A 25,930-nucleotide genomic window follows, 5' to 3' on the forward strand; every position below is an offset into this window, starting at 1 on the left:
AAGTTCATGGGCAAATTACGCATTGGGATAGCTGGAACGAGTAGAGGAAGTCACTTTCATGAAGATTTTAGCAAGGTAGATGGTGCAGAAGTAGTCGCTATTATGGATCCGGATAAGAGAGCACGACAGGCTTTTTGTGATAAATATCAAGTTGAGTATGCGCTCGCTTCGTATGAAGATCTATTAAATGCTGGGATTGATGTGGTTGTTATTGCTTCGCCATTGCAACTTCATGCTGCACAGGCGATCGACGCACTCAATCAAGATATTCATGTTTTATCAGAAGTTACGGCTGCTGCTACATTGGAAGACTGTAAGTTATTACTACAAGCTGCTAAAAATAGCAATGCACAATATATGATGGCAGAGAATTACTGTTATATTCGGGAAAATATCGCTATTCGAAACATGGTTAGAGCAGGTTTATTTGGTGACATATATTTTGCTGAAGGGGAATATTTGCATAATGTAACCTACCTTCATTACGACGAACATGGGAAGCCAACATGGCGACGTAAAGAAACAATGGGAAAACGTGGCTGTACGTACGGCACACATAGCTTAGGACCGCCTTTGGATTGGTTTAATGAGCGGGTGAAATTGGTTAATTGTCTGGGCCCGGGATCGCATACGGAGCCTGCATATGAAAACGATGACACAACGATGATGCTATGTCGCACAGAAAGTGGAGCCCTGATAACGATCCGTTTAGATATGGTGTCTAATCGGCCGCATAACATGGGATATTACTCGCTTCAAGGTACAAAAGGCTGTTATGAAGCGCCAAGAGTACCTGGTGGCACACATCGGATTTGGCTCACGGATTATACGCAATCAAAGGAGGAGTGGCTGGCGCTCCCCGATGTGTATGGTGATTTTCTTCCAGCTGAGTTAATTGATTTCCCAGAAGAGGCAAAAGATTCCCACCATTGGGGAGCCGATTATTTTATGGTCAAAGACTTTGTTCATCGTATCCTTGAACAACGACCAGTAGCGATTGATATCTATAAATCACTTGAAATGACCTTACCGGGAATTCTTTCAGAACAATCAATTACTCGTAATGGGGCTCCCATCGAGGTTCCGGATGTGCGAAAGTGGTAGATGGTAAAACAGATGGAGGGATAGATAATGCCGGATTTGTATAAACAAACAGATATCGAGCTCGTTATCAACAATCTGCTGAATCTAGTACGTATACAAGATCATGCAGGTGATACGAGAGAAATTGCAGCACTTTATGAACAATTACTAACGGAAGTCGGCTTTAACGTAGAAACATATGAATTCATCCCAAATAACCCAACACTTATTGGAAGATTTCAAGGAAATACCAACCCTGATGGGAAAAAGTTAATCTTTAATGGACATATGGATGTCATTCCTTTAGATCATCGAGCCCCATTTGTTAAGGATGGGAAAGTATACGGTCGTGGAACATGCGATATGAAAGGATCCCTCGCGTGTATTTTGGAAGCTGCTAGAATGCTGCATGCTTCTCGTGATGCTATTAATGGGGAATGGATTGTGATTGCGAATAGTATGCATGAAAGCCCGGGGGGAAGAGGAGAAGATTTATATGCGCTTGCGGAAAAGATAGATTTAAAAGCTGATGCAGCAATCGTCATGGAAGGAGCAACAAGCGATTGCACCATTGCTCAAATGGGATCAGCCACGTTTCATATCGTTGTCGAAAGAGAGGGAGATCCTAGTCACCAATTATTCACACCGATTGAAACACCACACCCTATTCATGTTATGGCAGATGTCATTCATGCGTTAGAACTTGAAAATAAGTACTTAAACCAACAAGCGATTGAAGATATTGGCTATGCTTCTTACTTTATTGGCCATATACAAAGTGGATCCTTTTATAACCAAATGCCTAAGTATGCTAGTGTGGAAGGAGTCCGACGCTATGGACCAGATGACGATTTTGATGCGGTTAAGCACCAAATGGAAGAACGATTAGCTACTATTGCGGATAAACATGGCGTACGTATTCATTTAGAGTTAACCAAGGTGAGAGATGGCTATCGCATAGCAAAAGATCATCCTCTAGTAACAGCTCTTCAGCAATCGGTAAAACAAGTAACGAAAGTGGAAATACCATTAACAGGGAAAAAACTAGTAACAGATGCTGGCATTTTTGTAAAAGAGATGGGGATACCAACCGTTTGCCATGGTCCTGATCAACGTACTGCTCACGGAGAAATAGAATATGTAGAAATCAGTGAACTGGAAAAAACGATAAATATTTACGTTCAGTTTATTCATGAGTTTTTTAAAGCATAGGCGTGGACGTGGAACGTACTTGGGACTAAAGCGTATAAGGGGAGGGGATTTTTGCGTGAACAAGCGAGTATTAGTTACTGGCGCTGCAAGTGGTATTGGGAGAGGAATTGCTGAAAAGTTCCTAAGTGCAGGATGTAAAGTAGTGTTGCTAGATAAGGATGAACAAAAATTATCAGCGGCGCTGCAAGATCTAGCTGAATTAAAGGGCGCATCACACGCTGTTATTTGCGACATTTCAGATGAAAATGAAGTTCAGTCAGCTGCTGATGCGTGTTGGAAATGCTGGGATGGACTTGATATTTTAATAAACAATGCTGGCTGGGCTGCTAGAGAACCTTTTCTAGAGATTTCATTAGCAAATTGGGATAAAATATTGGAAATCAATTTACGAGGCACCTTTCTCCTTAGCCAATGGATAAGCAAAGAGATGGCCGCGCAGCAAATACCTGGTTCTATCGTGAATATATCGTCAAAGAATGGGCTTGCAGGGAGTTCCAAACTCGCACATTATAATGCCTCGAAAGCTGGTATCAATCTATTAACGCAATCTATGGCAGTTGAGTTAGCAGCGTATAATATTCGTGTTAACGCAGTAGCACCCGGATTCATTGATACACCATTAGATCAAGCCTTAAAGCAAAAAGAGGAACAATTAAATTTAACCGATAAAACTCCATTGAATCGACTTGGCACGATAGAAGAAGTTGCAAATGGAGTCTTTTTTTTAGCATCCGATCAAGCCTCCTATATTACCGGCTCGATATTACCGATTGATGGGGGGCATCTGGCAAATGCAAGTGAATTTTAAATCATAAACGATACTTGCTTCATTCGCATTTATTTATCATCGAAAAGGGAGGAGATAACATGAAATTAGTGACAATTAGAGGATCACAGACAAATTATCTTGGCATAAAAACAGATACAGGAGTAGTCGATCTAACTGCCATATTTCCTCGATATAACAATATGAAGAAGTTAATCGAGCATGTAGATATAACTCAATTAAAGACGATGATTACCGAACAAATGGAAAAAGAATTGCCGGTTTTTGTTGATGATACAAAACTTACGCTTGGTCCTTGTATCACAGATCCGGAAAAGGTCATCTGTGTTGGATTAAATTATCGTAAGCATGCTGAAGAAACGCAAGCAGATATACCTCAAACACCGATTCTTTTTAATAAATACAATAATACACTGGCTGGACATATGGAGGATATCAAATTACCAATGGATTCTGACCAAGTAGATTATGAAGCAGAATTGGCCATTGTAATTGGTAAAACAGCAACGAAGGTGTCGAAGGAAAACGCGAAAGATTATGTTTTTGGTTACTGCTGTGCAAATGATATATCAGCAAGAGATTTGCAGTTTAGATCTTCCCAATGGTTACTAGGTAAAAATTTAGAGGGATTTTGCCCACTAGGACCTTATTTTGTAACAGCTGATGAGATACCTAATCCAAATGACTTAACGATTAGTTGTCGTGTGAATGGAGAGGTTAGGCAACTGTCCAATACAAAGGATATGATTTTTCATTGTGATGAGATAATTAGTTATATTTCACAATATATGACGCTAAAAGCTGGAGATATCATTCTTACCGGTACCCCTGAAGGTGTTGTGATGGGGTATGATAAGGCAGCGCAAGTTTGGTTACGTGACGGTGACGAAGTGACAGTAGAGATAGAGGGTCTTGGAAAACTAACGAATGTCTTAACTAGCTGTTATGGTTAATTCTTTCTTTAAAGTGGGGAAGGGGTGAAAGAAATGATGGTTGAAAATCAAATTATTTACCTCGTATTTTTTTTACTATTTTTATTGTTTATGGTATGTATTGGAATTTGGGTAACGCGGAAAGTTCAAACAGGTGAGGATTTTTTAATGGGAGGAAGAGGGTTAGGCCCAATTCTTTTAATTGGGACAACGGTTGCGACTGCTGTTGGTACGGGTTCAAGTATGGGGGCAGTCCAGACAGCTTATGAGCAAGGGTGGGCAGGAGCATTTTTTGGGATAGGATTGGGAATAGGAATGATTACGTTAGTTTTGTTATTTTCGGATGCACGGGATAAAAATTTTATGACGTTCTCTGAAGAATTGAGTTATTACTTTGGGGCAAGCAAAGTAATTAAAGGAGCTATGTCAATTATCTTATACTTAGCAGAGGTTGGATGGTTAGGAACCCATATTCTAGGGGGCAGTATTTATCTAGGGTGGATTACTGGTCTAGATCCTACAACTGCTAAAATTGTTACTGCAGTGGGTTTTGGCTTATATACCATAATTGGTGGATATTTAGCCGTTGTTTATACGGATGTGGTTCAATCTATTATTTTATTTATTGGGTTTACCCTTTTAGCCATATTGTCCTTCATAAGGGTTGGAGGCTTCGCTGGTTTATCTGAAGGATTACCTAGGGAGATGACAACATTCTTAGGTGTTCAAGAAGCTGGATTAATTCCCGGACTATCCTTGATTTTAGTTACAGTGGTGGCAGTTTTAGTCATTCCTGCTTATCGACACCGTATTTATTCTGGTAAGAATGCGATCGTAGTTAAGAAAAGTTTTATTATTTCAGGAATTGTAGCAGTGTTATTCTCTATTTTCCCAACCATCATTGGTTTATCTTCTCGATTGTTGAATCCGACCATGTCAGATACCGCTTTTGCCTTTCCCTATATGATAACTGAGGTATTTCCAATTTGGATTGGTGCTTTTTTATTGGTAGCAGGCTTAGCTGCAACGATGTCTTCAGGAGATTCAGATGCTATAGCTGGAACAACGATACTAGTGAGAGATGTTTATCAGGTAATTAGCGGGAAATTACCAAGTAGAAAGAAGACAATTTTGTTTTCAAGGATAGGATTAATGATAACCATTGGGTTAGCGCTACTTTTCATTATTGGTACTACAAACATCATTAGTTATATTACCAACATGAGTTCTACCATTATGACTGGTTTACTAGTAGCGGCTTTATTAGGGAAGTATTGGAGAAGAGCTACTTGGCAAGGTGGAATAGCAAGTCTAATAGGGGGATCTGGTACTTCTTTCACCATAATTTCAAATGAAAACTTCATTGAATTTTGGGGAAATCCAGTTATCCCATCTTTAATAGTGTCCTTTCTTGCTGGTTTAATAGTTAGTTATTGTTCTCCAAAGAAAAAAATTACAAATGACGAGGCCCTAAAAAAATTAGAAGAGGAAAGAGAGATTTTTAATAATGTTGGTTAATTAGCTAGAATATAACTAAAATAAGAACCTCTAATTTGAATCAACCAATGTATGCGTTAAACTGCAATCTGGTATACGGGATACTTTCCACAGACAAGGGCTCAGCTAGCTCGGGTAAGAAAAAACGCTTACTCGAGTGGAGCCTCACTCACTCCCCCGTGGAAGTCATTTCTGTTCTATTATTAAGAATTGGTTATTATCCTTACAGTAGTAAATACCACTTTAAAAGCGAACGATAAATAATTTAAACAATTCTCCGAATGTAACTTCGCACATGAAGAAAACGGATTATTCCTTTATCTAAATTAGGATTGCCCTCATCTCTTTTTAAGCTAGACTAAATAGTATATTTTTCATACCACCCCACCCTCATATCACGATATTCAGCAATACGCTCAATGTAACGATGCTAACCAAAGTAGAAATTAGTGTAATACTCGATACTAATTCTGGTTCGGAATCGAATTCGATTGCATACATAGTTGTAGTTGCAGCGGTTGGCATGGCAGAAATAATAATTAGCACAGATGCAATAATTGGATCTACATCAACAATGAATACAAATAAATAAGCGATTGCTGGTGCAATTATCATTTTTAAGGTAACAGCAGATGTAACGACTTGCCAATTAAGCTTTAATCCAGTAATGGATCCAAGCTGCATTCCTAACATAATCATCATGACAGGAATGGCGGCATCCCCAACCATTGCTAAGGTTGAATGAATGGCATCTGGGATAGGAACTGCAACGTATTTAAAGATAAAAGCTAATATTGCTGCATAGGTAGTAGGCATCTTAAGAATATTTTCGCAGGCACGCCGTATTCCATTTGTACTTCTAGAAGCATAGTAGATACCAAAGAAATTATTTTGCAATGCTTGTACGACCATTATGAAAATGGCATATGGAACCGCAGCTTCTCCAACACTGAACAGGACAACAGGTAAGCCGTAATTTCCAGAATTCATAAATCCTGTAGCTAAAATAGAAGCACTTTCTGTATCAGGTTCCCATTTAAAGATTCTTGCTAGTAATTTATTTAATGCCACCATTAAGTAGAACAAAACAAACATATAGATCAGAATAATGAAGAAACCACTGTCATATTCCGCGTCATATAGTGTAACAAAGATCAGGGCTGGTGAGAGTATGTATAGTGACACGGTAGAGATGGATTTTACGTCTAAAATCCGAATTCGTTGTAAAATAAATCCTGAAGCAAAAACAGCCATAATTGGCAGAATAACACTAAGAAATAACATCATGTTGAACATCCCCATTTAATCAAGTAAGAAATAGTTTACCATATACATAGACAGTTAAGGAATGGAGATGGTTTCTTTTTAAAGGAGTTCAGGTTTGGTGAAAAAATATCAAATTTTAAAATCGTATATCCACTTCGGAAATTCTACCAATGGTATTAATTTGATAGAACTTATAGTAACGAGTATATCGTATTACAGGTAAAGTTCGAGCCAATTTCTGTTGTATCTTTTTTCACTAAATGTTTTTTTTACTTTTAATGCATTTGTAGATAAATTCTTACGATATTTTTCATTCTCCATTACGTCAATTATTTTTTTAGCAAGCGCTTGTCTACTTCCGTCTTCGACTAAATGCCCATCTATTCCATCTGTAATAATATCTTTAGGACCATATTTAATATTATATGATATTACAGGGGTACCCACTGCCATACTTTCTGTAATAACCATTGCAAATCCTTCTTGTCTCGAAGTTAATATCGAGCATGCTGCGTTTCTATACGTAGTTTGCGGAGAATTTGTATATGACTTTAGAAATACATTATTTTGTAATTTTAAATTCTTGATAAGTGCTTGCAGTTCTTCTTTACTATTTCCATTTCCATAAATATAATATTGTGCTTTTGGTAGTTTATCTACAACAAGGCGAAATGCGCGTATTGCTTCTTCAAGTCTCTTGACCTCATGAAGGCGAGCTAAGGTTACTGCAAGATATGGGTTATAGTTCAACGTATTTTTAGTTTTTCTTTCTTCTTTAATTGAAGTGGAGTGTGGGATTACTCTAAAATTACTGTTTGCACCATAGACTTTCTCTACATCTTGCTTTTGTTCATTTGTTAAAAAAACAATATAATCAAAATTACTTGCTAGCTCTTTGAATAAAGACTGATATGCTGGTTTAATCATACTATTATCATTAAACGGTTTTTGTAAATGACTTGAATGTATCACTTCAATTTTTTTTATATTTTTGTGCTGGACATTGGCTAACATTGGAGTAAACTTTCGCAATTCACTCGATACAACTGGATATTTAATCCGTTGTAATACAGATTCTAGCCATTCTTGCTGACATTTAGATAAACTAGTGAACTCTTTGGGTTGATGTATAAACCGTACTACTCTTCCTTCATTGTCTGACTTTGGATTAACATACACACTGAAGATACAATTTCCCGACGTATCAAAATATTGATCAAAGCGGGGTTTATTGTTCGTGCTGTCCATATGCCTTGTCCTCGCCAGAATACCGTTTTCATTATATTCCTCCCGACGAACCCTTTTACCGGTTTCATCCATATAATCAATAAATTTTATACATCCTTCAGCGTTAAATCGTTTGTACATGATGTATAATCCATTTTTATAGTACCTATAAGAAGGTTCTTTTTTCCTGTTTTCAACTGGAAATACAGTGTACCCTTTTTCTTTTACGAGTTGTTTTTTTGCTTTTGTTTTCTTCTTCATCAATTGCATTTCTTCAAAAAAATTAATGACTTTTACATGTTTACTGAGAATATTCTTATCATAGAGTTTTTGGATAATTTTATTAAAGTATTGTTGATATGCAAATGTAATTATCATGACGTTCTTATTGTGCTGTGATAACATATTTGCTCTTTTTATGGAAGCTCTTGTAATACCACCGCGTTCAACATCTAATGAATTAACTAAAATAATAGGTGTTGTTTTCTTCATTGTCAGTGCTCCTTGTCATAATAGTCTCTTGATAGCAGGATATAGGGATTAGTAATAAGGAAGAATCATGATGTCTGCCTATATAAATAGATTATTTTTCCAATACATCATTATAAAGCATTATTAAAAAGTTTCCTAGACTTATTTTTAGTTATAAAGGAGAGGGAGTTAGTTAAACGCTTATAATCAGCTTCTTAATTAATTCTAATGGAGACTTTCGAAAATTAATTTAGCTAATATAACTGCTGCTTCTTTGTTTATCAACATCTGTTGTTTTTTTACGAATAGGTCGTCTTGACCAAATTGTAGCTAGAATAGACCCATTAATAACGTGGGTTACCACAGCTACCGCTCCAGGCAAGGCGGTCAATGGCTGCTGAGCAAAATGCGTATTTGCTAGCGATACGCCCAGACCTGCATTTTGGATACCCACTTCTATCGATATCGCCCGTCTCATGTCTGCATCAAGTCTTAAAGCCATCGCTATAACATAGCCAAGTAGCAATCCTGATAGATTATGGATAATAACAGTAAGAAAGATTAATATACCTGAGGCAGCTATATTTTCCGTATTCCCAGAAACTACGGCAGCAACTACACCTGAAATCGCGATAACAGAAATAAAAGGCAATGCTTGCGAACTTTTTTCTACGATGTTAGGCAAGAACTTTTGAATAATAATACCCAAAGCGATCGGAATAATAATCACTTGAATAATTGAAAGAAACATAGCAAAGGGGTTAACTGGCATCCATTGCCCAGCAAGTAAATATAGTAATAAGGGTGTAAGCATAGGCGATAGTAATGTTGAAAAAGAAGTCATTGCAATAGATAATGCGACATTTCCTTTAGCAAGATAAACCATTACATTCGATGCAGTACCTCCTGGGACACATCCAACTAAAATAATTCCAGCAGCTAACATTGGCGGCAATTGTAAGAGCGTAGCAATTCCGTATGCGATTAGTGGCATAATCGAAAATTGGATAAGTACTCCAATTAGGACTGGTATTGGTTTGGTTAGAACAAGTTTCAAGTCAACTGGTTTCATATTCATCCCCATGCCAAACATAACAATTCCTAATAAAATATTGATATAGGAATTAAGCCATAGAAACTGATTTGGAAGGTTGAATGCAAGGATAGCTACCAGAATGGTGATTAAAGCAAAGTACTTATTCGCAAAGGTACTGATGAAATTAATTGTTTTCATTGAGATCTTTACTCCTTTAAATAATAAGAAATTGTTTCATATTATAAGGATTGAAAACAGAAAAGTCTATAGATTTTCAAAATTTTATAATTGGTAGTTGTATTCCATATCATAGGTAGCTTCATCCAAGAGAAGACCGCACCTTAGATGCGGTCTGGTAAATATTATATTTCGATAAGTTTTTTAAATTCTTGGTATATGTTGGATACTTCTGGACCTACAACAATTTGTACGTGTTGATCGTCAACCTTAACGACACCGTGTGCGCCGGTTTGCTTGATCTTTTCTTCGTTAATGATGGAGGCATCAGCTAAGACTAATCGTAGACGTGTCATGCAGTTTTCGTAATCAGTTATATTTTCTTTACCACCTACATTTTCAAGAATCTTTTTCGCCATGTATTCATACTTCGAATGCGATAAGGATAGTTCTTGTTCACGCTCTTCTGATTCTTCACTGAATGCAACATCATCTTCTCTTCCAATTACTTTTATATTGCGTTTTACGATAATGGTGTAGAATGTAATGTAATATAATACACCAAATGCTAGACCGATAGGGAGGAGGAGTAGACCATTCTCCGCAATACCAAGGTTTAATCCATAGTCAATGATACTCCCTCCCCAAGAAAAGCCGTGCCGGACATGTAACAAATACAATGTAGCACCTGCGAGTCCTGTATAAACAGAGTGAATGAAGTATAATAATGGCGATGTAAAAATAAATGTGAACTCAATAGGCTCTGTCAGACCAGCTACAACAGAGGTAAGGCTTCCGGAACTCATGAGTGCTTTTGTTTCTTGTTTTTTCTTTTTCTTTGCTGCTCGAGTAATTGCTAAAGCTATTGCAGGGATACCAAAGATCATGACGATAAAGAAGCCACCAAGGAAATAACCAGCAGTAGGATCGCCATTTAAAAATCTTGTTATTTCTCCAGTCACTACCTCACCTGAAGGTGTTTCATAACTGCCTAGGCCAAAATAGATATATGTGTTTAATACGTGATGCAAGCCAAATGGCAGGAGGAAGCGGTTGAGAAATCCAAAGATAAAGATTCCTAACGCGCCTAGTCCTACGAGTGATTGGGCAAAAAAGTCAATTCCTGCTTGGGCATATGGCCAAATAAAAGTGAATATACCTGCAACTGGAATCATGGTTAAAATAATCATCGTAATTGGAAATTTTTCGCCACCAAAAAATGAAAAGATATTCGGTAATTGGGTATTCTTAAATCGATTGTAGATAAAGGCGGCAATTAACCCAGATAATACCCCACCGAAGACACTCATATTCAAGTCTGGATTCATCAGGGCTAATCCTTCATTTAATACACTAATCGCTAAAAATCCAGTTAATGCTGGAATCCCTCTATCCTTTGTTTTTGCTAGGCCCATGGCAATACCAATAGCTATTAAAATATCCATGTTATTAAAGATGACTCCTGCGGCTTGGAATAATGGTAGATCTAGTAAGTCAGGAGCACTTATGCGGAATAGAATCCCAGCTATTGGCATAGCGACAATTGGAATGAGCATGGACTTTCCAAGCTTTTGCATAAACCGTCTCATGATAAAGCTCCTCTCCTTAAGTCTCGATACGAAATTAACTGCACATGAGAGCTGTTTCGAAATTTCGCTTTCATCGAAGGATGGATTAATGCAGTTAGCTCTTCTATGCGCGGCATCGCGTAGGAAGACTGCTCTAAAATCTGCTTATCTAAATAAGCCGGGTGACACATGATTTCAATCGTAGTTGCATGTCTATACATGGCGAGCAATTCATCGATATCTTTTAATAAAACCTCTGGGTTCATTTCAAACGCTTCCGTTGTCCGCAGCGCTTTCGTCGTGTCATTATGTTGTAGATAATTGCGAACAGGTAGATTGTATTCTTTAGCAAGTTCTACAAATATTGGCTGCATTGTTTCTTTATGATGAATATGATGATGACTATCAAGATGAGTTGGAGTAAGCCCAGATGCAATAAACGATTCAATTTGTGCTTTCCATTCAGAATATAACTCTTCTTGATCGATATGAAATCGTTTCTGATAATGATGGAGTTTTTTGAAATTACCATCCATATCTACTAATGTGTGATGTGTAGAACATATTGGTTTTCCGCATGTGAGGGTCAGATGGACGCCGATTCCGAGATCTGGATGATTTCTGCCGAGTTCATAGGCATGCTGTGCACCAGGCATATTGGTCATTAAGGTTGTTGACGTTAGCACACCCTCTGTATGCGCGTCGATAATCCCGTAATTAATCGCACGCGAATATCCAAAATCATCTGCATTAATAATCAATTGCTTCATATCTATTCCACCTTCAAGAATTTTATTTTAGAGCTGGCCAATACCCTTGATTGGCTTTTATTAAGTCATTTAATATAGCTTTAGCTGTTGGAGCATGGACAATTGTTCTGTTTAACGTAAGAGCCTGTAATGCTTTTGTATAACTATTTTCATAGAAAGCATCTACAACTAGCTTTTCATAGGCTAACTGATTTTCAATTAATCCTTTGTAAAACCGAGGGATTTCCCCAACGACATACGGTTTTGGTCCATGCTTTGTAAGCGAGGCAGGGACTTCCACCATTGCATCATTTGGAATATTAGATATAATTCCGTTATTTTCAACAATGACAATATATGTCTCTTGCAAATGGTAAACAAGGGAGGCAGCGGCTCGTATCATATAAACCCCATGAATATCACTTTCTATATCTATCATTGCAGCAGTTTTCGCGTTAATAATCTGGTCACATTGTTCGTGGACACGCTTTTCCCTTCCGTTAATTACTTGACGTGCTCTTGTATTGCCGATCTCTTCCTTTTTCGCTAAATCGTCTGGATAAAGATAGTATTGCAGGTATGTATTTGGAAGATATTCTGGAAAATCGATCAGCATTTGCCTTGCCTGCTTAAACGTTTGCTTCCATGATTCATCATGGGCAATTTCTTTATCCTTAGGTATGAACCCCTCCTCAAGTATTTTATTTTTAATGGTATCCGTTAAATCATTCCCCTCTTTATCATATATTCTTGTAAACCAACCAAAATGATTTAATCCAAAATATTCTGGTACGAGCTCCCATACATCTTTATGTAACATCGATGCATAGCTGTGCATAATTGCAATAGGCATATCACAAATATTGAGAATTCGTTCATCTGCTTTAAACTCTCGATTTAATGCATCGGCTACGATGGCGGCTGGATTCGTATAATTCAATATCCAGGCGTCTTTGGAATACGATCGGATATCTTGAATTAATGCAACCATGTCTGTAATTGATCGCATACCATAGGCCATGCCACCAGCCCCACAGGTTTCTTGGCCGACTACACCATGGCGTACAGGGATTTCTTCATCTTGCTCCCGCATCCTTAATCCACCAGTACGGATTTGAATAAAAGCAACATCGATGTCTGTGAACGCTTCTTGTTTATTCGTCGTATAGGTGAACGTTTCTAATTCTGGATAATTTTCTTTAAGGATAATTTCCGATGCTTTGGCTATTTTCTCTTGGCGCTGTTTATCATTATCATAGAATACAATTTTTCTTAGTGGAAAGTTAGCTTTCTCGGCTACTAAACTCATAATTATTCCTAGTGTGTACGTACTTCCACCGCCAACGATGACTAGATTTTGCTTGCTTCTCATATGAAACCCCTTTCATTTATAATTTAATACAACTTTAACACAAATATTATATGGTTATCAATACAAATTTAGAACAAATTCTTTCAGTAACTATGAAAATCATGCTGTAAATGGTAGACTGAAGTATATATTTTTCGAGAGGCTGGTCGTTGAATGTGGGATAAATCATTGCCTTTATACAAACAGATCGCAAACAGAATTAAAGAAGATATCATCTCAGCAAAATTAGCGCAGGGAGATGCTATTCCGACTGAAACAAAGCTAGCTCATTCGTATGGTGTTAGTCGAGTAACAGTAAGGCAGGCTATTAAGTTATTGGTAGAAGAAAAATTATTATATCGTGTTCAAGGTAGTGGAACATATATAAGCCATAACAAGGTTGAACATAATATATATAAATTACAAAGCTTTACAGAGGAAATGATCAGACTAGACCATCAACCATCGAATGAAATAATAGAATTTCAGTTAACATTGCCTTCAGTAGAAGTGCAGGATGTATTAAATGTTTCGGAAGATGATAAGGTGTATTATATTAAGCGGTTACGATTGGCAGATAAAGAAGCTTTTATTCTGGAGGAATCTTACTTGCCTGTAGAACTGTTCCCAGACTTGTCCATTGATGTGATGAAAGAATCAAAATATGACTATATTGAACAGAAAGGTCATCAGATCGATAAACGTTACGGAGAACTGTATCCGATCATGCCAACGAAAGAGATTGTGGATTTTCTTCATGTTGAGGAGAATGAGCCGCTGCTTTATTTAAAAGCATTTTCAACATTTGTGCAAGGAACGGTATTTGAGTATTCAAAAATATACTTTCATCCGTCGAAATATGTATTTAAGTTTATTTCGCTGAAGGATAGGGAGTAGTAAGTAAAAGCAAAAAGAAACAGCCGTCACAAAAAGATGTGCGGCTGTTTTATGGCATTGCATAATTGTAAATTTTTTATATCGCGGATACCATGGATTGGCTGAACTGCAATACATGTTTCAATTCTTCGTACTCTTCTTGATGTAGAGGCACCATTGGCAAACGAACGCTACCAACAGAAATACCTTTAAGGTTCAATGCTGCTTTTACTGGTGTTGGACTCGGTGCCGCAAATAGTGCTTTCATAATTGGGAGTAGATGCTGATGCACCTCTGCACTTCTTATTACATTTCCATTTCGATACTGGTTGACCATTTCTTGCATTTCATTGCCAATTATATGGGAAGCTACGGAAACGACACCAGTTCCTCCTACCGATAATACAGGTAATGTAAGTCCATCATCTCCACTATAAAGTGTGAAATCATGAGGCGTGCGACGAATGATTTCCGTGATTTGATCAAGGTCACCGCTGGCCTCTTTAATTGATACAATAGAATCAATTTCAGATAGTCTTACAATTGTTTCAGCGCTAGCATTGGCAACAGTTCTACCTGGAACGTTATAAAGCATGATCGGTAGGGAGGTTGCTTCGGCGATCGATTGAAAATGTCTATATATCCCTTCTTGTGAAGGCTTGCTATAGTATGGGGTAACCAGCATAATACCATCTACGCCAGTTTGTTCTGCTTGTTTCGTTAACTCAATCGATGCTTTTGTATGATTTGATCCAGTCCCAGCAATAATTGGAATTCTGCCGTTAGCAATTTTCACAACCGATTTAAATAACGCTAATTTTTCTTCATTTGTAAGTGTTGGTGATTCTCCAGTTGTACCAGCTACGACTAATGCATCGGATCCATTTGCAATTAAATAATTAACTAGATTTTCCGTTGCTTGAAAATCAATTTCTCCTTGTTGATCAAATGGGGTAACCATTGCAGTTACTACTTGGCCAAATAACATTGCTTCACACCCTTTTTGTGTAATTTTTGATAGGTGGAAAGGCCATATATAATAAACGCAAAAAAGCAACAGCGAGGGGTATCACTGCTGCAGAAACGTTAGAATCGTTTCTTGCGTCAGATAGCCCTCCATATAGTTTCCTATATGACAGTCCTGTATTTATTCAATAGCAGAACCAGCTACAGAAAATATGAGATTTCTGTGGCTTCGGCAATGCCCCCTTTCCACCATCTTCCCTGGATCTCATCATCCTCAAACGGTGTAATCATGAACATTGCACCTCTATCCTCACTTCAAAAAATTGAAATAAGAAGATATTTAGTTGCCTGTAATATAACAGAAAATCATTATTTATGCAAGGGAGAAAATTTCTTTACTTTAAATTTTATGTTGTTTATTATCTTCTCCTATGAAAGGCCAAGTTATTGGGGTTGCCACTTCGAATAATTGAAATTCTCCTTTTGTTAATCTAACAGCATTTCTCGTAAATAATTTCAGTTTATTTAATATTTTTAGATGAACGGGGTGTAGACAATGATTAATACTTAAATAATGTGTATTCATATATTTGAAAACAACTCCATCTGGTAGTAGTGTGTTATTAGAAATGCGTTCAACTATTACTTCACCATCTTTTAATTTTGTTAACGTAATGTCATCCATTAGGATTATGTCCTTAATATGAAGATGGAATCTCCGTAAAACCCTATTATTGCAAATTTTTCTTTTTTTGTTATCTTGGATAAAATACATTTCTTTGGATTCTCTTGATTGTACTAAACGTTGATTTGGAATGAAGCCATTATTAACAAGATTGAGGTCAATAGGCATAGTTTCTTCATATTTAAAAAGGATGGGGTCAGGTATTTGTACAACGTTAGCTCTGTTGTATTTTAATTGGTCAAACATCGCTTCTGAAATATGTCTACGCTTCTGATTGTCAATTAAATAAACTTTGTCATCTAATCCTTTTACTAAAACACCATCCGGTATGGTTTCTGGAAGATAAGATGTTAGCTGTTGCAGAGATGATGGGGTAATTAAGCTAACATCTAAGACTTTAGGAATGGGATGGAAGGGGGCAAACCTATTTAATCGATTCCAGAATGCTGCATCAGCATTATACCAATACATAGGATCATCATTCCAATAACTTTGATAGGATTTAAAAACTTCATTGGCAATGTTTCTCGTATGCATTACGGAGCAATGATCGACTTGATGTGCAGCCTTTTTTAAGATGCCCTTCGTGTTTAGGTTCTTTTCAGCTACCACATTGTAAGAATGATCAACATGTTTTATCAATTGTCCAGAGTACACAATGTTAATGGAAGGGTGTTGGTCCAAGAAATGCGCCATCTCCTCTAATCTTTCAGGCAAATAAAACACATCATCTGTTAAATAGGAAATGTATTCTCCGTGAGATAAGGAAATGGCGATATTAATTAACGTAGCATAGCGAGTTTTTTTATATCTTTGATTGTCTTTAATACCACTATTATAATAATAAATGCGTGAGTCGTCTAAATAAGTATGGATAATATTAGTAGTTTGTGTGTTCGAAGCATCGTCCATAATAAAAAGTTCCCAGTTATTAAATGTCTGATTTAATACACTATTAATAGCTTTGCCAACTGTGTCTGGCTTATTATAACTTGTAAGAATGACGGTTATTTTAGGGTTCACTCTTATCACCTGCCTCATTTCCCTTTTTGCTAGTCATTTTTTGAAGAACTCCTAATATAATTGAAAGCAATAAATATCTATAAATAGAGGAGATATCTTTGAAATGAATGTTTTATATATTCCATCCGGATATTCTGGTATTTATACCTATTTTGATCAATGGATCTACGATGAAATAAACAAATGTAGCGGATTGACTACAATGTATTTCTCGTTACGAAACGGAGGGAATTTTCAACATGTTTGTCAACAGTTTAAACCCGATATGATTCTAACTATGTTGGGGGATCATCTTCCTATTTATATATTAGAAACCATACAATCCGGCAATTTTAAGTCGGTTCTTTGGCTTACAGAAGATCCTTATTATACGGATCGTTCCATTAAAATTCTGCCGTACTTCGATTATATATTTTCAATTGATTCAAATGCAGTAGCATATTATAAAAGGCTAGGGCACAAAAATGTCCATCATCTGATGCTTGGTACAAACCCTTCTGTATTCTCGCAAAGAAGTATAGAAAGGCAATATGATATATGTATGGTCGGGTACCCTTATCTAGAAAGAATTCGATTGGTGTTATTAATTTTAGAAAAAACTTCATACACTATGCAATTAATTGGAAATAATTGGCGTGCACAATGGATTCCAAAATCAGCTAGAAGCAGATGTAAGGTAATAAGTCGTTGGATTCCCCCCAACAAAGTTGCAGATTTCTATTCAAATTCTAAGATTATACTTAATACGTTACGGCCTCATAATGAACCCTCCAATCAGAATACGGCTGGAATTCTTAATCAAAGTGTTAATAATCGTATGTTTGATATTGCAAGCTGCGGTTCATTCGCACTTATGGAATATATTGATGAACTCCCAACTTATTTTCAAGAGGGAAAGGAGATTGTTTCATTTCAAACAGATGAAGACTGCATATACAAAATAAGCCAATATTTAAATAAAAATGAATTACGACAGGAAATTGCTGAAAGTGCAAAAGATAAGGTATTACGTTTGCATACATTTGCGAGTAGAGTGGAAGAAATGATAGGTATCGTAAGGAGTGATTAACCCCACCATTGTTGTTGACTAGCGATAATGCGTCTGCCAATCAAAATCGATTTGTTTGTCGTCCCAAGATAACCGTTTTTCATCAGGATTTTTCGGATTATACGAAGTGGTTGTAAAATAAATTAAAGTTGCTGGATTACAACCAAGCACACGGTATCCATGTGCGACTCCTTTAGGGATTAATAATAGAATAGGATTGTTTTCACCCATATAATATGTTTCGGTTTTCCCACTTGTACTTGAATTTTTTCGAAGATCATGAAGAACCACTTGAGCATTTCCAGATGGAAAAAACCATAAGTCATCTTGTTTTTCATGATAATGAAATGCTTTGATGACTCCAGGGTAACTCATGGAAAAGGTTGCCTGCCCAAAGTGTTCTAGCAAATTATCATCATCTCTTACTAACTCAGTCAGATAACCGCGATCATCACAATGTCTTATTAATTCTTTAACAACTACGCCTTCCATCATTTAAAGTTTCTCCTTCCCCATAAATTTTGTTAACCCCTTTTTCCATGTACATGGTAAGGAAATGTTTAATTGCTTCAATCTTTCCATTTTTAGAGCAGAAAAAAAAGGCCTTGGCACGGAAGTCTTTTGGTAATCCTTTGTTAATACTGGTTTTACCAGATGAATACCTGCGCCTGACTCTTGGTAAATTACTCGAGCCAAATCATACCAACTACATTTTCCTTGATTGCTAATGTGATAGATACCATAAGGAGATTCGAATATTTCTAAACATTTTTCAACAAGATCTTCTGCATACGTTGGAGACCCAATTTGATCCGAGACAACAGACACCTCCTGACCTTGCTTCGCCAAATACCACATCGTTCGTACAAAATTTTTTCCCCCGTGCCCGTATAGCCAAGATGTTCTTACAATATAGCTTTCAGGGTTGGTTTTTAAAACGACTTCTTCCCCTAACCATTTACTTAGGCCATAGGTGTTTTTGGGATTTGGCTTGCTCGTTTCGCTATATGCCACATTGCTTTCACCATCAAATACATAATCACTGCTAATATAAACTAATTTCACCTTATGACTCTTACAAGATTTAGCAATATTTAATGAACCAAGTGTATTGACTTGGAAAGCTTTCATTTTCATATTTTCACATTGATCCACATCGGTGTAAGCAGCACAATGAATAAGATAATCAGGCTTATTCTGCTTGATGATTTTGTCAACTTCCTCGGGATTTGTTATATCCATCTCTTTTTTTGAATAACTGACGATATGATATGAAGGCTGTAATCTTTTTGCAAATGCTACTCCAAGCTGCCCTTCCCCACCTGAAATAATCATTTTTTTCATCATAAATCTCCCTTCTAGAGATTTCTTTTTTAGAGGTTGATTATAACTGGTAATTATAGTCAAGCGTCATACGTCAATCCTTGTATCACAATTCATTTAGTTATCCAGCTTCTTTTTTAAAATAAGTTCATTAGCACGTGCGTAATCTTGGAATGTACCAGCATCAATCCACCACCCCGATAACACGTCGTATGTCATTAGTCTATCTTGAATATAGAGGTTATTGATGTCTGTTATTTCTAATTCTCCTCGATTTGAAGGGTTTAGTGTTTCAATAAGCTTAAATACATTACTGTCGTACATATAAATACCAGTAACACAATAATTTGAAGGTGGATGTTTGGGCTTCTCCAGAATCGAAGTAATTCGATTATCCATCTTATTAAATGAAGCAACTCCAAATTGTTCCGGATTACCCACTTGTTTCACTATGATTTTGGCTCCAACTGGCTGTGTTTTAAAATTCTCCACATAGGAAACTAGTGAGTCCTCAAATAGGTTATCACCGAGTAAGACGATGAATTTATCGTCTTGAATAAAATCTTTTGATACATAAACAGCGTCTGAAATTCCCTTTGCATCGAGCTGTAATCCATAATGTATATTGACACCTAATGCTTCCCCATTACCTATTATTGTTTTGAAATCTTGTGTGTCTTTTTTATTTATCACAAGTAAAATGTCCGTAACTCCTATTTCCTTTAGCTTCCAAATTGAATGGTAAATCATTGGAAAACAACCCACCGGTAATAGGTGCTTATTTATTACTTTAGTTATTGGTGACAATCTTGTGCCTAACCCACCTGCTAAAATAACACCCTTCATATTCAACCACTCTTTCTCGGTAAACGGTTGCTGTCAACTCCATTAACATACCTATGTATTTGAAAAGAAAGATATTCTAAGATCAGATTCAGGATAATGAGCCAATAAGTAGTCGAACATCTAATCAATATCTGGGAGTTTTAATATGATGTAGTAAGTTGTTTCAAAATGCGGGTATAAAAGGAGGGATAGTCGTGGGCGTGTATAAATCTGCTAGAAGATATAGTAGAGAGGCATTCTGGGAGAAACGGCGTCGTGTAAAAAGAAGAAAGGATGGGTGTAGTGGATGTGACCATTTAATACAATGTAATAATTGCATTTGTAAATTATTAAGTAATATGTTTTGGCAACAAAATACAGATTTTTGTGATGTGGAAAGATGTGAACGATTCTTAATTAAGGAGAAGGGAACTTCTGAACCAATATCCCTTGATGGATCGGGTATGCCAACTGTATTTAAATTGGAAAAATCATTGGACAATAGTTGTTGTGTTATTTTTAGTTATCAAGATATGGGAGGAACGACTCCAATGGTTCCAATTCGTCGTAAGTTTGTGGTAGATTGTCAGTCCCTATCAGGTATTGTTTGCTTAAGGGAAGATGATGATATGGTTTCCTTTTATTAATTAGTGATGGTATAAACTTGGAGAGTCTCATTTTGGGGCGATAATGGGTTTTAAAAGGAGAGATTTCATGGTCAATGAAGAACGTCTGTACTTTGATGGAAATAGTAACATTGAAATTAAACCGTTAATTAAAAACATCAGCAATCATTTCACGTATGAATTTTGGGTGAAACCGGAAGAAAAGATCCGGTTAGTTAATGAAAATAATAAAGGTACACAGGGGCTAATTGATCAACGATTTGTAATTTTTCCAGGACATACTGAAAATAAATTCCAATCAGGTGTAGGGGTATCTGTTGGTACGAACGGAGTTGTTGTAGTGGAGCATGCTGATGACTATTTTCCTGCTACTTTGGTGTGCGGTACAGAGCTAAAAGAATGGTCCCATATTTCCATTGTCATTAAGAATAAAATACCTAATCTCTTTATAAATGGAGAGTTTGTTAAAGAAGGAGTTTCCAGTGCTAAGGAAGAAGTATTTGCTTCAGGAACAATTGGAGGACTTAAACGGTATGGATTTTTTGTAGGTAAGGTTAAAAATGTAAGGTTATGGGATCATGCTCTAAATATTGGATTGATTCAGCATTGTAAAGACGATGAAATAACTGGGAAGGAGAATGGTCTATCTCTAGAATGGAAAGGTTTTGCGTATGAGGAAGTATCCTTTCCTATGAGCAGAGCTCTAATGCATGGAAAAGGAATGGATCGAATTCAAAGAACGGGGGAAGGTGCTAATCACAATAATCAATGCAAAATCAAACTAATCGCCTTTTATTTACCGCAATTTCATGAAATCCCTGAGAATAATAAGTGGTGGGGGGAAGGGTTTACAGAATGGACGAATACAAAAAAATCATCACCCTTATTTACCAATCATTATCAACCCCGTGAACCTTATCAAGATTATTATTATAACCTCCTAGACCCAAGTGTGCGTGAATGGCAGGCAAATTTAGCTAAGAAGTATGGTATCTATGGTTTTTGCTATTATCATTATTGGTTCGATGGAAAGATGTTACTTGAAAAACCATTTAATGAAGTATTAACCTCTGGTAAGCCAGACTTTCCATTTTGTCTTTCTTGGGCAAATGAACCTTGGTCAAGGAGATGGGATGGGAGTGAAGATCAGGTCTTGATGCCTCAATACTATGGAAGAGAAAAAGATTGGCAATCGCATTTTAACTATCTATTACGTGCCTTTATGGATGATAGATATATTCGTGTCCAGGATAAACCAATTTTTCTAATTTATCGCCCTGAACTCATACCGAATTGTTCTGAGATGTTACTATATTGGAACGAATTGGCTAAGCAACACGGCCTTGAAGGGATATATTTTATTAGAACTTTAAATGGATTTCATCCACTATCGGATAAAACTAATTTTGATGCTTCATTGGAATTTGAACCGCATTATACGATGGCTCACGGTGGTTGTCATCGTATGTGGAAGGGGATAAGTGGATACAACGGAAGAAAACTAGCCATGGACTACGATACACTATGGTCCTGTATTTTAAATAGATCTCTAGTTGATAATGAAACGAAGGTTATACCAGGTGCTTTTATCGATTGGGATAATACTGCTCGTCTTGGCGAAAATGCCAGTTTTTGTGTTGGTGCTAATCCAACATATTTTCAAAACTATTTAAGCGAGCAAATTCATCGTGCAAACCATTTGTATCAAAGTGACCTTTTGTTCATAAATGCTTGGAATGAATGGGCAGAAGGAACTTATCTCGAGCCCGATAAAAAATTAAAATTTCAATATTTAGAAGCGGTAGAAAAGGCGCTAAGAAATAATGGATATCAATCAGAAGGGGGGAAGTAAGGGTGCTTATAGACTTATTTAAAGGTACTTCAAATGACCAAGGGTGCAATATAGAATAATACAAAACTGACTAGGAAAAGCGTTTGGAAGTTAAGTCTTAATGAAACGATGATTATCTAAAATATTCCGAGGGCATACCTTAGAGCTAACTAGGGTAACAACACCTGCTTTTCATTTTAATCCTTGCTGTCGCCTTCCCCTTTAAAGATAATGTAAATGAGGTGGGATGTAAACGGGTTCTACTATACAAAATATCCAATATTGCTTGTATAATGAACAAAGAGTCGAATGTAAGGAGTGAAAAATTCAATGGCGAATATAATGGTTGTAGGGAGTTATGTAGTAGATTTGATGAGCAGAACACCACATATGCCAAAACCGGGAGAGACCGTATTAGGTGGACCATTTCAAATGGGGCCTGGTGGAAAAGGGAGTAACCAAGCTGTAGCCGCTGCTAGACAGGGTGCTAATGTAACCATGGTGACGAAAGTTGGTCACGATCTATTCGGTGACCATGCAATGGAAAATTTTACGGAAGAAAGCATAGATACTACATATGTAACACGACATACAGAAGAAGCGACTGGAACTGCTATTATTACGGTTGATGATCAAGGGGAAAATACGATCGTTGTTGCTTTGGGAGCATGCGGGAAAATAACCTCAACGGATGTACAAGGCGCTGAACAGCGTTTAGAAGCATCGGATATGGTACTCGTTCAATTAGAAACATCGATGGATGCAATTCGAACAACGATTCAACTCGCAAGAAAACATAATAAGCCGGTCATCTTAAATCCAGCACCTTTCCAACAAATCGACGATGATTTACTGCAAGACGTTGCGTATATTACACCAAATGAAACGGAAGCAAGTTTACTCACGGGGATAGAAGTGGTGGATGAGTCATCAGCAAGGAAAGCAGCCAAACAATTAATCGAGCGTGGCGTGCATGCAGTTGTTATTACCCTTGGAAAACAAGGCTGCTTTGTGTATGACGGTTCTGATGATGGAACACTTGTAAAAGGCTTCCCTGTTCAAGCGGTTGATACAACTGGTGCGGGAGATGCATTTAATGGCGGTTTGGCAACATTTATTGCTGAAGGCATGAAATTAGCCAAAGCTGTTATTCGAGCGAATGCAGTTGCGGCAATATCGGTAACGAAAACAGGAACCGCTATAGCAATGCCAACAATGGCAGATGTGGAGGAGTTTTTAAGGAACACCAAATGATCCCTTATTCTATTTAAACGAGGCATCATCACAGCTAAATGGGAGAACGATATCGCTACTTTGTTGTAATACGATGATTGACTTTAAAATATGTTTCTATTAATTCAATATATCGTAGTACTATCGGAGGTAAATACCGATTTTTTTCGTATGCTAGGTAAACATGACGCGCGATATCTTCTCCAACTATAGGCCTGATTGTATAATTCCCATTCATTGCTTGGTCTACGTAGTTTTCAGGTAATATGGTCATGCCTAGTCCCTCATCCACTAAACGACATGCTGTTTCAAACCTTTCAATTTCAAATTGGATTTTTGGTTGAAAACCAGATTTTCCAAATGCATGTAAAATGTCCTTTCTTGTCTGAAATCCTTCCTTACATACAATAAATGCTTCACCTTCCATATCTGCAAACCTTAATTCTCTTTTGCTGGCCAGTCTGTGCCCGTTAGGAAGAACTGCCACTAATCTTTCTTGATAAAGAGGAGTTGCTTCAATCATCTCGCTGTTGAGAAATTGATTCGTGATAGCTAAGTGAATATCAAAGTTCATGAGTGCGTTTTCTACGTCAGGTAAGCTGAGAATTTCATGTAAGTTAATTTGTGCATGGGGATAGTCTCGTTTAAATGATTTTAAAATCTTAGGGACCCAGAAATGAGAGGACTCAATTAACCCAATCTGTAGTTGGAGCGGTCCTTCTCGTTTTAGCCGGTTCATTTCGTTGGAAACATGCTGATAATGATTGACTAATTTCTTAGCTTCATGATAAAGAATGTTTCCTTCTTCAGTCACTTTTATATGCCGAGTGCTTCTTTCCAATAGTGTCATTCCAACCCCTTGTTCCAATCTTTTTATTGCTGCACTCAAGGATGGCTGAGAAATATGAAGAACATCAGCGGCTTTTGTAAAGGTTGCTTGTTCTACAACCGTAATGAAATAAATGTACAGGCGAAAATCCATTGTTTCCCTCCATTTTTATAGATTTAAACTATAAATTTATAGAAAATATGTATTGGTAATTATATATTAGCTTACGTATAATTTTACGTAAAGTAAGTATTTTCTAAAAAATGAAACATCGAGGTGATTTTCATCTATCGACCAGTAGATAAACAAATATGGACAGGCAGAGTGGATGATTACAATAACCCTAGAAGCTACCGATTTCATCAGATTGTTGAAATAAAGAATAACAGTGAACTCATTGAGCAAAAACAATTGACTTTTGGTTTCATTGGTTTTGAGTGTGATGAAGGAGTCAAGCGAAATAAAGGTAGACAGGGTGCTAAAAAAGCACCAAACGAAATTCGTAAGTCCTTGGCAAAACTGCCCTCCCATATAAATTCTTCCAAAATAATTGATCTGGGTAATGTACAGTGCATGGATGAGCGTATGGAGGAGGCACAGGAAGAACTAGGGACGTATATTCATTCACTGTTTAAACATCGTTGTACGCCAATTATATTAGGAGGAGGACATGAGACATTATACGGTCACTATTTAGGAGTACGTAAATCGGTTAGTCGAGAGGCGACGATTGGAATTATTAACATTGATGCTCATTTTGATTTGCGTAATGAAGCAGCACCTTCATCTGGGACGATGTTCAAACAAATTCTTGAACAAGATAAGCGAGCAGGTTATTTGTGCTTGGGTATCCAACGGTTGGGAAATACTCAAGCGCTATTCGATGAGGCAGATAACTATAGTTGTCAGTATGTGATGGAAGAAGATGTTGCTGATCTTACATCGACGTTCCAGCAAATCGATTGGTTTAGTGAACAATATGATTACCTTATGTTAACTTTATGCACTGATTCACTACAGGAATCAGCAGCTCCAGGGGTTAGTGCACCGTCACCTTTTGGATTGGAACCAAAAACTGTTCGAGCGATCCTCCAATATATTTCAAACAAACAACAGTTCGTAAGTTTTGATATTTCTGAAGTGAATCCAGAATTAGATACAAGTGATTCAACCGTACGATTAGCTGCTTATCTGGTTGCTGAAGTAATGCAGGGAATACACAGGAAGTCTCTGAAAGGAATTAACTAACATGATATTACGTTAAATATAAAACACTGGCTATTTCGACTATTGGATGCATATATCTTTT

Annotated in this window: 23 protein-coding genes, 1 pseudogene and 1 riboswitch; of the genes and pseudogenes, 12 read left to right on the forward strand and 12 right to left on the reverse strand. The window is 37.0% G+C overall.

The window, feature by feature from the left end; translation table 11 throughout:
• Positions 1–6: 6 nt before the first annotated feature.
• Genes BN990_RS04590 through BN990_RS04610 form a run of 5 tightly spaced genes read left to right on the forward strand, consistent with a single transcriptional unit; the run spans position 7 to position 5,532 of the window.
• The gene (locus BN990_RS04590; protein ID WP_021289424.1) at positions 7–1,104 is read left to right on the forward strand and encodes a Gfo/Idh/MocA family protein; all 1,098 of its coding nucleotides are present in this window, start codon (positions 7–9) and stop codon (positions 1,102–1,104) included.
• Between the two features lie 27 nt (positions 1,105–1,131).
• The gene (locus BN990_RS04595; RefSeq protein WP_038242689.1) at positions 1,132–2,295 is read left to right on the forward strand and encodes a M20 family metallopeptidase; all 1,164 of its coding nucleotides are present in this window, start codon (positions 1,132–1,134) and stop codon (positions 2,293–2,295) included.
• A 55-nt stretch (positions 2,296–2,350) separates the two neighbouring features.
• On the forward strand, positions 2,351–3,103 hold the full coding sequence (locus BN990_RS04600; protein ID WP_051739018.1) for an SDR family NAD(P)-dependent oxidoreductase: 753 nt from the start codon (positions 2,351–2,353) through the stop codon (positions 3,101–3,103).
• A gap of 59 nt (positions 3,104–3,162) precedes the next feature.
• Positions 3,163–4,035 (forward strand): fumarylacetoacetate hydrolase family protein, encoded by an 873-nt coding sequence (locus BN990_RS04605; protein ID WP_021289421.1) that lies wholly within the window; start codon positions 3,163–3,165, stop codon positions 4,033–4,035.
• Between the two features lie 33 nt (positions 4,036–4,068).
• A complete protein-coding gene (locus BN990_RS04610; protein WP_198433951.1) occupies positions 4,069–5,532 on the forward strand; it encodes a sodium:solute symporter family protein in 1,464 nt (487 codons plus the stop codon).
• 369 nt (positions 5,533–5,901) lie between these two features.
• On the opposite strand, the gene BN990_RS04615 is transcribed toward BN990_RS04610, so the two are convergent.
• The 6 genes from BN990_RS04615 to BN990_RS04640 form a co-directional block, all read right to left on the reverse strand.
• On the reverse strand, positions 5,902–6,798 hold the full coding sequence (locus tag BN990_RS04615; protein ID WP_038242691.1) for an AEC family transporter: 897 nt from the start codon (positions 6,796–6,798) through the stop codon (positions 5,902–5,904).
• 192 nt (positions 6,799–6,990) lie between these two features.
• On the reverse strand, positions 6,991–8,496 hold the full coding sequence (locus tag BN990_RS04620) for a glycosyltransferase (RefSeq protein ID WP_021289418.1): 1,506 nt from the start codon (positions 8,494–8,496) through the stop codon (positions 6,991–6,993).
• A gap of 229 nt (positions 8,497–8,725) precedes the next feature.
• On the reverse strand, positions 8,726–9,709 hold the full coding sequence (locus BN990_RS04625; protein WP_021289417.1) for a bile acid:sodium symporter family protein: 984 nt from the start codon (positions 9,707–9,709) through the stop codon (positions 8,726–8,728).
• 164 nt (positions 9,710–9,873) lie between these two features.
• Positions 9,874–11,277 (reverse strand): PTS transporter subunit EIIC, encoded by a 1,404-nt coding sequence (locus BN990_RS04630; protein WP_038242693.1) that lies wholly within the window; start codon positions 11,275–11,277, stop codon positions 9,874–9,876.
• A complete protein-coding gene (chbG, locus tag BN990_RS04635; protein ID WP_021289415.1) occupies positions 11,274–12,026 on the reverse strand; it encodes a chitin disaccharide deacetylase in 753 nt (250 codons plus the stop codon). The genes BN990_RS04630 and chbG overlap by 4 nt, the downstream gene beginning before the upstream one ends.
• A gap of 22 nt (positions 12,027–12,048) precedes the next feature.
• On the reverse strand, positions 12,049–13,377 hold the full coding sequence (locus tag BN990_RS04640; RefSeq protein WP_021289414.1) for a 6-phospho-alpha-glucosidase: 1,329 nt from the start codon (positions 13,375–13,377) through the stop codon (positions 12,049–12,051).
• A gap of 153 nt (positions 13,378–13,530) precedes the next feature.
• On the opposite strand from BN990_RS04640, the gene BN990_RS04645 reads away from it, so the two are divergent.
• Positions 13,531–14,253: a GntR family transcriptional regulator gene (locus BN990_RS04645; RefSeq protein WP_038242695.1), complete on the forward strand. Its 723-nt coding sequence runs from the start codon at positions 13,531–13,533 to the stop codon at positions 14,251–14,253.
• Between the two features lie 76 nt (positions 14,254–14,329).
• On the opposite strand, the gene dapA is transcribed toward BN990_RS04645, so the two are convergent.
• Together dapA and BN990_RS04655 are read right to left on the reverse strand one after the other, a co-directional pair.
• On the reverse strand, positions 14,330–15,220 hold the full coding sequence (gene dapA / locus BN990_RS04650; protein WP_038242698.1) for a 4-hydroxy-tetrahydrodipicolinate synthase: 891 nt from the start codon (positions 15,218–15,220) through the stop codon (positions 14,330–14,332).
• Between the two features lie 113 nt (positions 15,221–15,333).
• A riboswitch (Lysine riboswitch) is annotated at positions 15,334–15,513 on the reverse strand.
• An 85-nt stretch (positions 15,514–15,598) separates the two neighbouring features.
• Positions 15,599–16,906 carry a glycosyltransferase family 2 protein gene (locus tag BN990_RS04655; RefSeq protein WP_038242699.1) on the reverse strand — a complete coding sequence of 436 codons (1,308 nt, stop codon included), beginning with the start codon at positions 16,904–16,906 and terminating at the stop codon, positions 15,599–15,601.
• Positions 16,907–17,009: 103 nt separating this feature from the next.
• On the opposite strand from BN990_RS04655, the gene BN990_RS04660 reads away from it, so the two are divergent.
• Entirely contained in the window at positions 17,010–17,975 is a 966-nt protein-coding gene (locus tag BN990_RS04660) for a CgeB family protein (protein WP_021289409.1), read from the forward strand.
• An 18-nt stretch (positions 17,976–17,993) separates the two neighbouring features.
• Here the strand turns inward: BN990_RS04660 and BN990_RS04665 are convergent, their stop codons facing one another.
• From BN990_RS04665 to BN990_RS04675, 3 genes are all read right to left on the reverse strand, one after another.
• Positions 17,994–18,449, reverse strand: coding sequence for a dTDP-4-dehydrorhamnose 3,5-epimerase family protein (locus BN990_RS04665; RefSeq protein ID WP_021289408.1), 456 nt, complete (start codon positions 18,447–18,449; stop codon positions 17,994–17,996).
• Positions 18,450–19,301: a dTDP-4-dehydrorhamnose reductase gene (gene rfbD, locus BN990_RS04670; protein WP_051739019.1), complete on the reverse strand. Its 852-nt coding sequence runs from the start codon at positions 19,299–19,301 to the stop codon at positions 18,450–18,452.
• 93 nt (positions 19,302–19,394) lie between these two features.
• Positions 19,395–20,123, reverse strand: coding sequence for a sugar phosphate nucleotidyltransferase (locus BN990_RS04675; RefSeq protein ID WP_021289406.1), 729 nt, complete (start codon positions 20,121–20,123; stop codon positions 19,395–19,397).
• A gap of 194 nt (positions 20,124–20,317) precedes the next feature.
• Here BN990_RS04675 and BN990_RS04680 point away from each other — a divergent pair, with 194 nt between their 5' ends.
• The 4 genes and pseudogenes from BN990_RS04680 to rbsK all read left to right on the forward strand — a co-directional run bounded on the left by BN990_RS04680 (position 20,318) and on the right by rbsK (position 23,813).
• Entirely contained in the window at positions 20,318–20,749 is a 432-nt protein-coding gene (locus tag BN990_RS04680; protein WP_038242702.1) for a hypothetical protein, read from the forward strand.
• Positions 20,750–20,816: 67 nt separating this feature from the next.
• Positions 20,817–21,305, forward strand: a pseudogene (locus BN990_RS23105) (LamG-like jellyroll fold domain-containing protein); the annotation flags it as partial.
• Between the two features lie 198 nt (positions 21,306–21,503).
• Positions 21,504–22,580, forward strand: a complete 1,077-nt coding sequence (locus tag BN990_RS23110; protein WP_031335065.1) for a glycosyltransferase WbsX family protein — start codon at positions 21,504–21,506, stop codon at positions 22,578–22,580.
• A gap of 309 nt (positions 22,581–22,889) precedes the next feature.
• Positions 22,890–23,813 (forward strand): ribokinase, encoded by a 924-nt coding sequence (gene rbsK, locus BN990_RS04690; protein WP_038242703.1) that lies wholly within the window; start codon positions 22,890–22,892, stop codon positions 23,811–23,813.
• 55 nt (positions 23,814–23,868) lie between these two features.
• On the opposite strand, the gene BN990_RS04695 is transcribed toward rbsK, so the two are convergent.
• Entirely contained in the window at positions 23,869–24,774 is a 906-nt protein-coding gene (locus BN990_RS04695) for a LysR family transcriptional regulator (RefSeq protein ID WP_021289402.1), read from the reverse strand.
• Positions 24,775–24,897: 123 nt separating this feature from the next.
• Here BN990_RS04695 and hutG point away from each other — a divergent pair, with 123 nt between their 5' ends.
• Complete coding sequence (gene hutG, locus BN990_RS04700; protein ID WP_232620931.1) at positions 24,898–25,869, forward strand: formimidoylglutamase; 972 nt, start codon at positions 24,898–24,900, stop codon at positions 25,867–25,869.
• The last annotated feature ends 61 nt before the right edge of the window (positions 25,870–25,930 follow it).

It is taken from the genome of Virgibacillus salexigens (genome assembly GCF_000723585.1).
Taxonomy (GTDB): Bacteria; Bacillota; Bacilli; order Bacillales; family Amphibacillaceae; genus Virgibacillus; species Virgibacillus salexigens.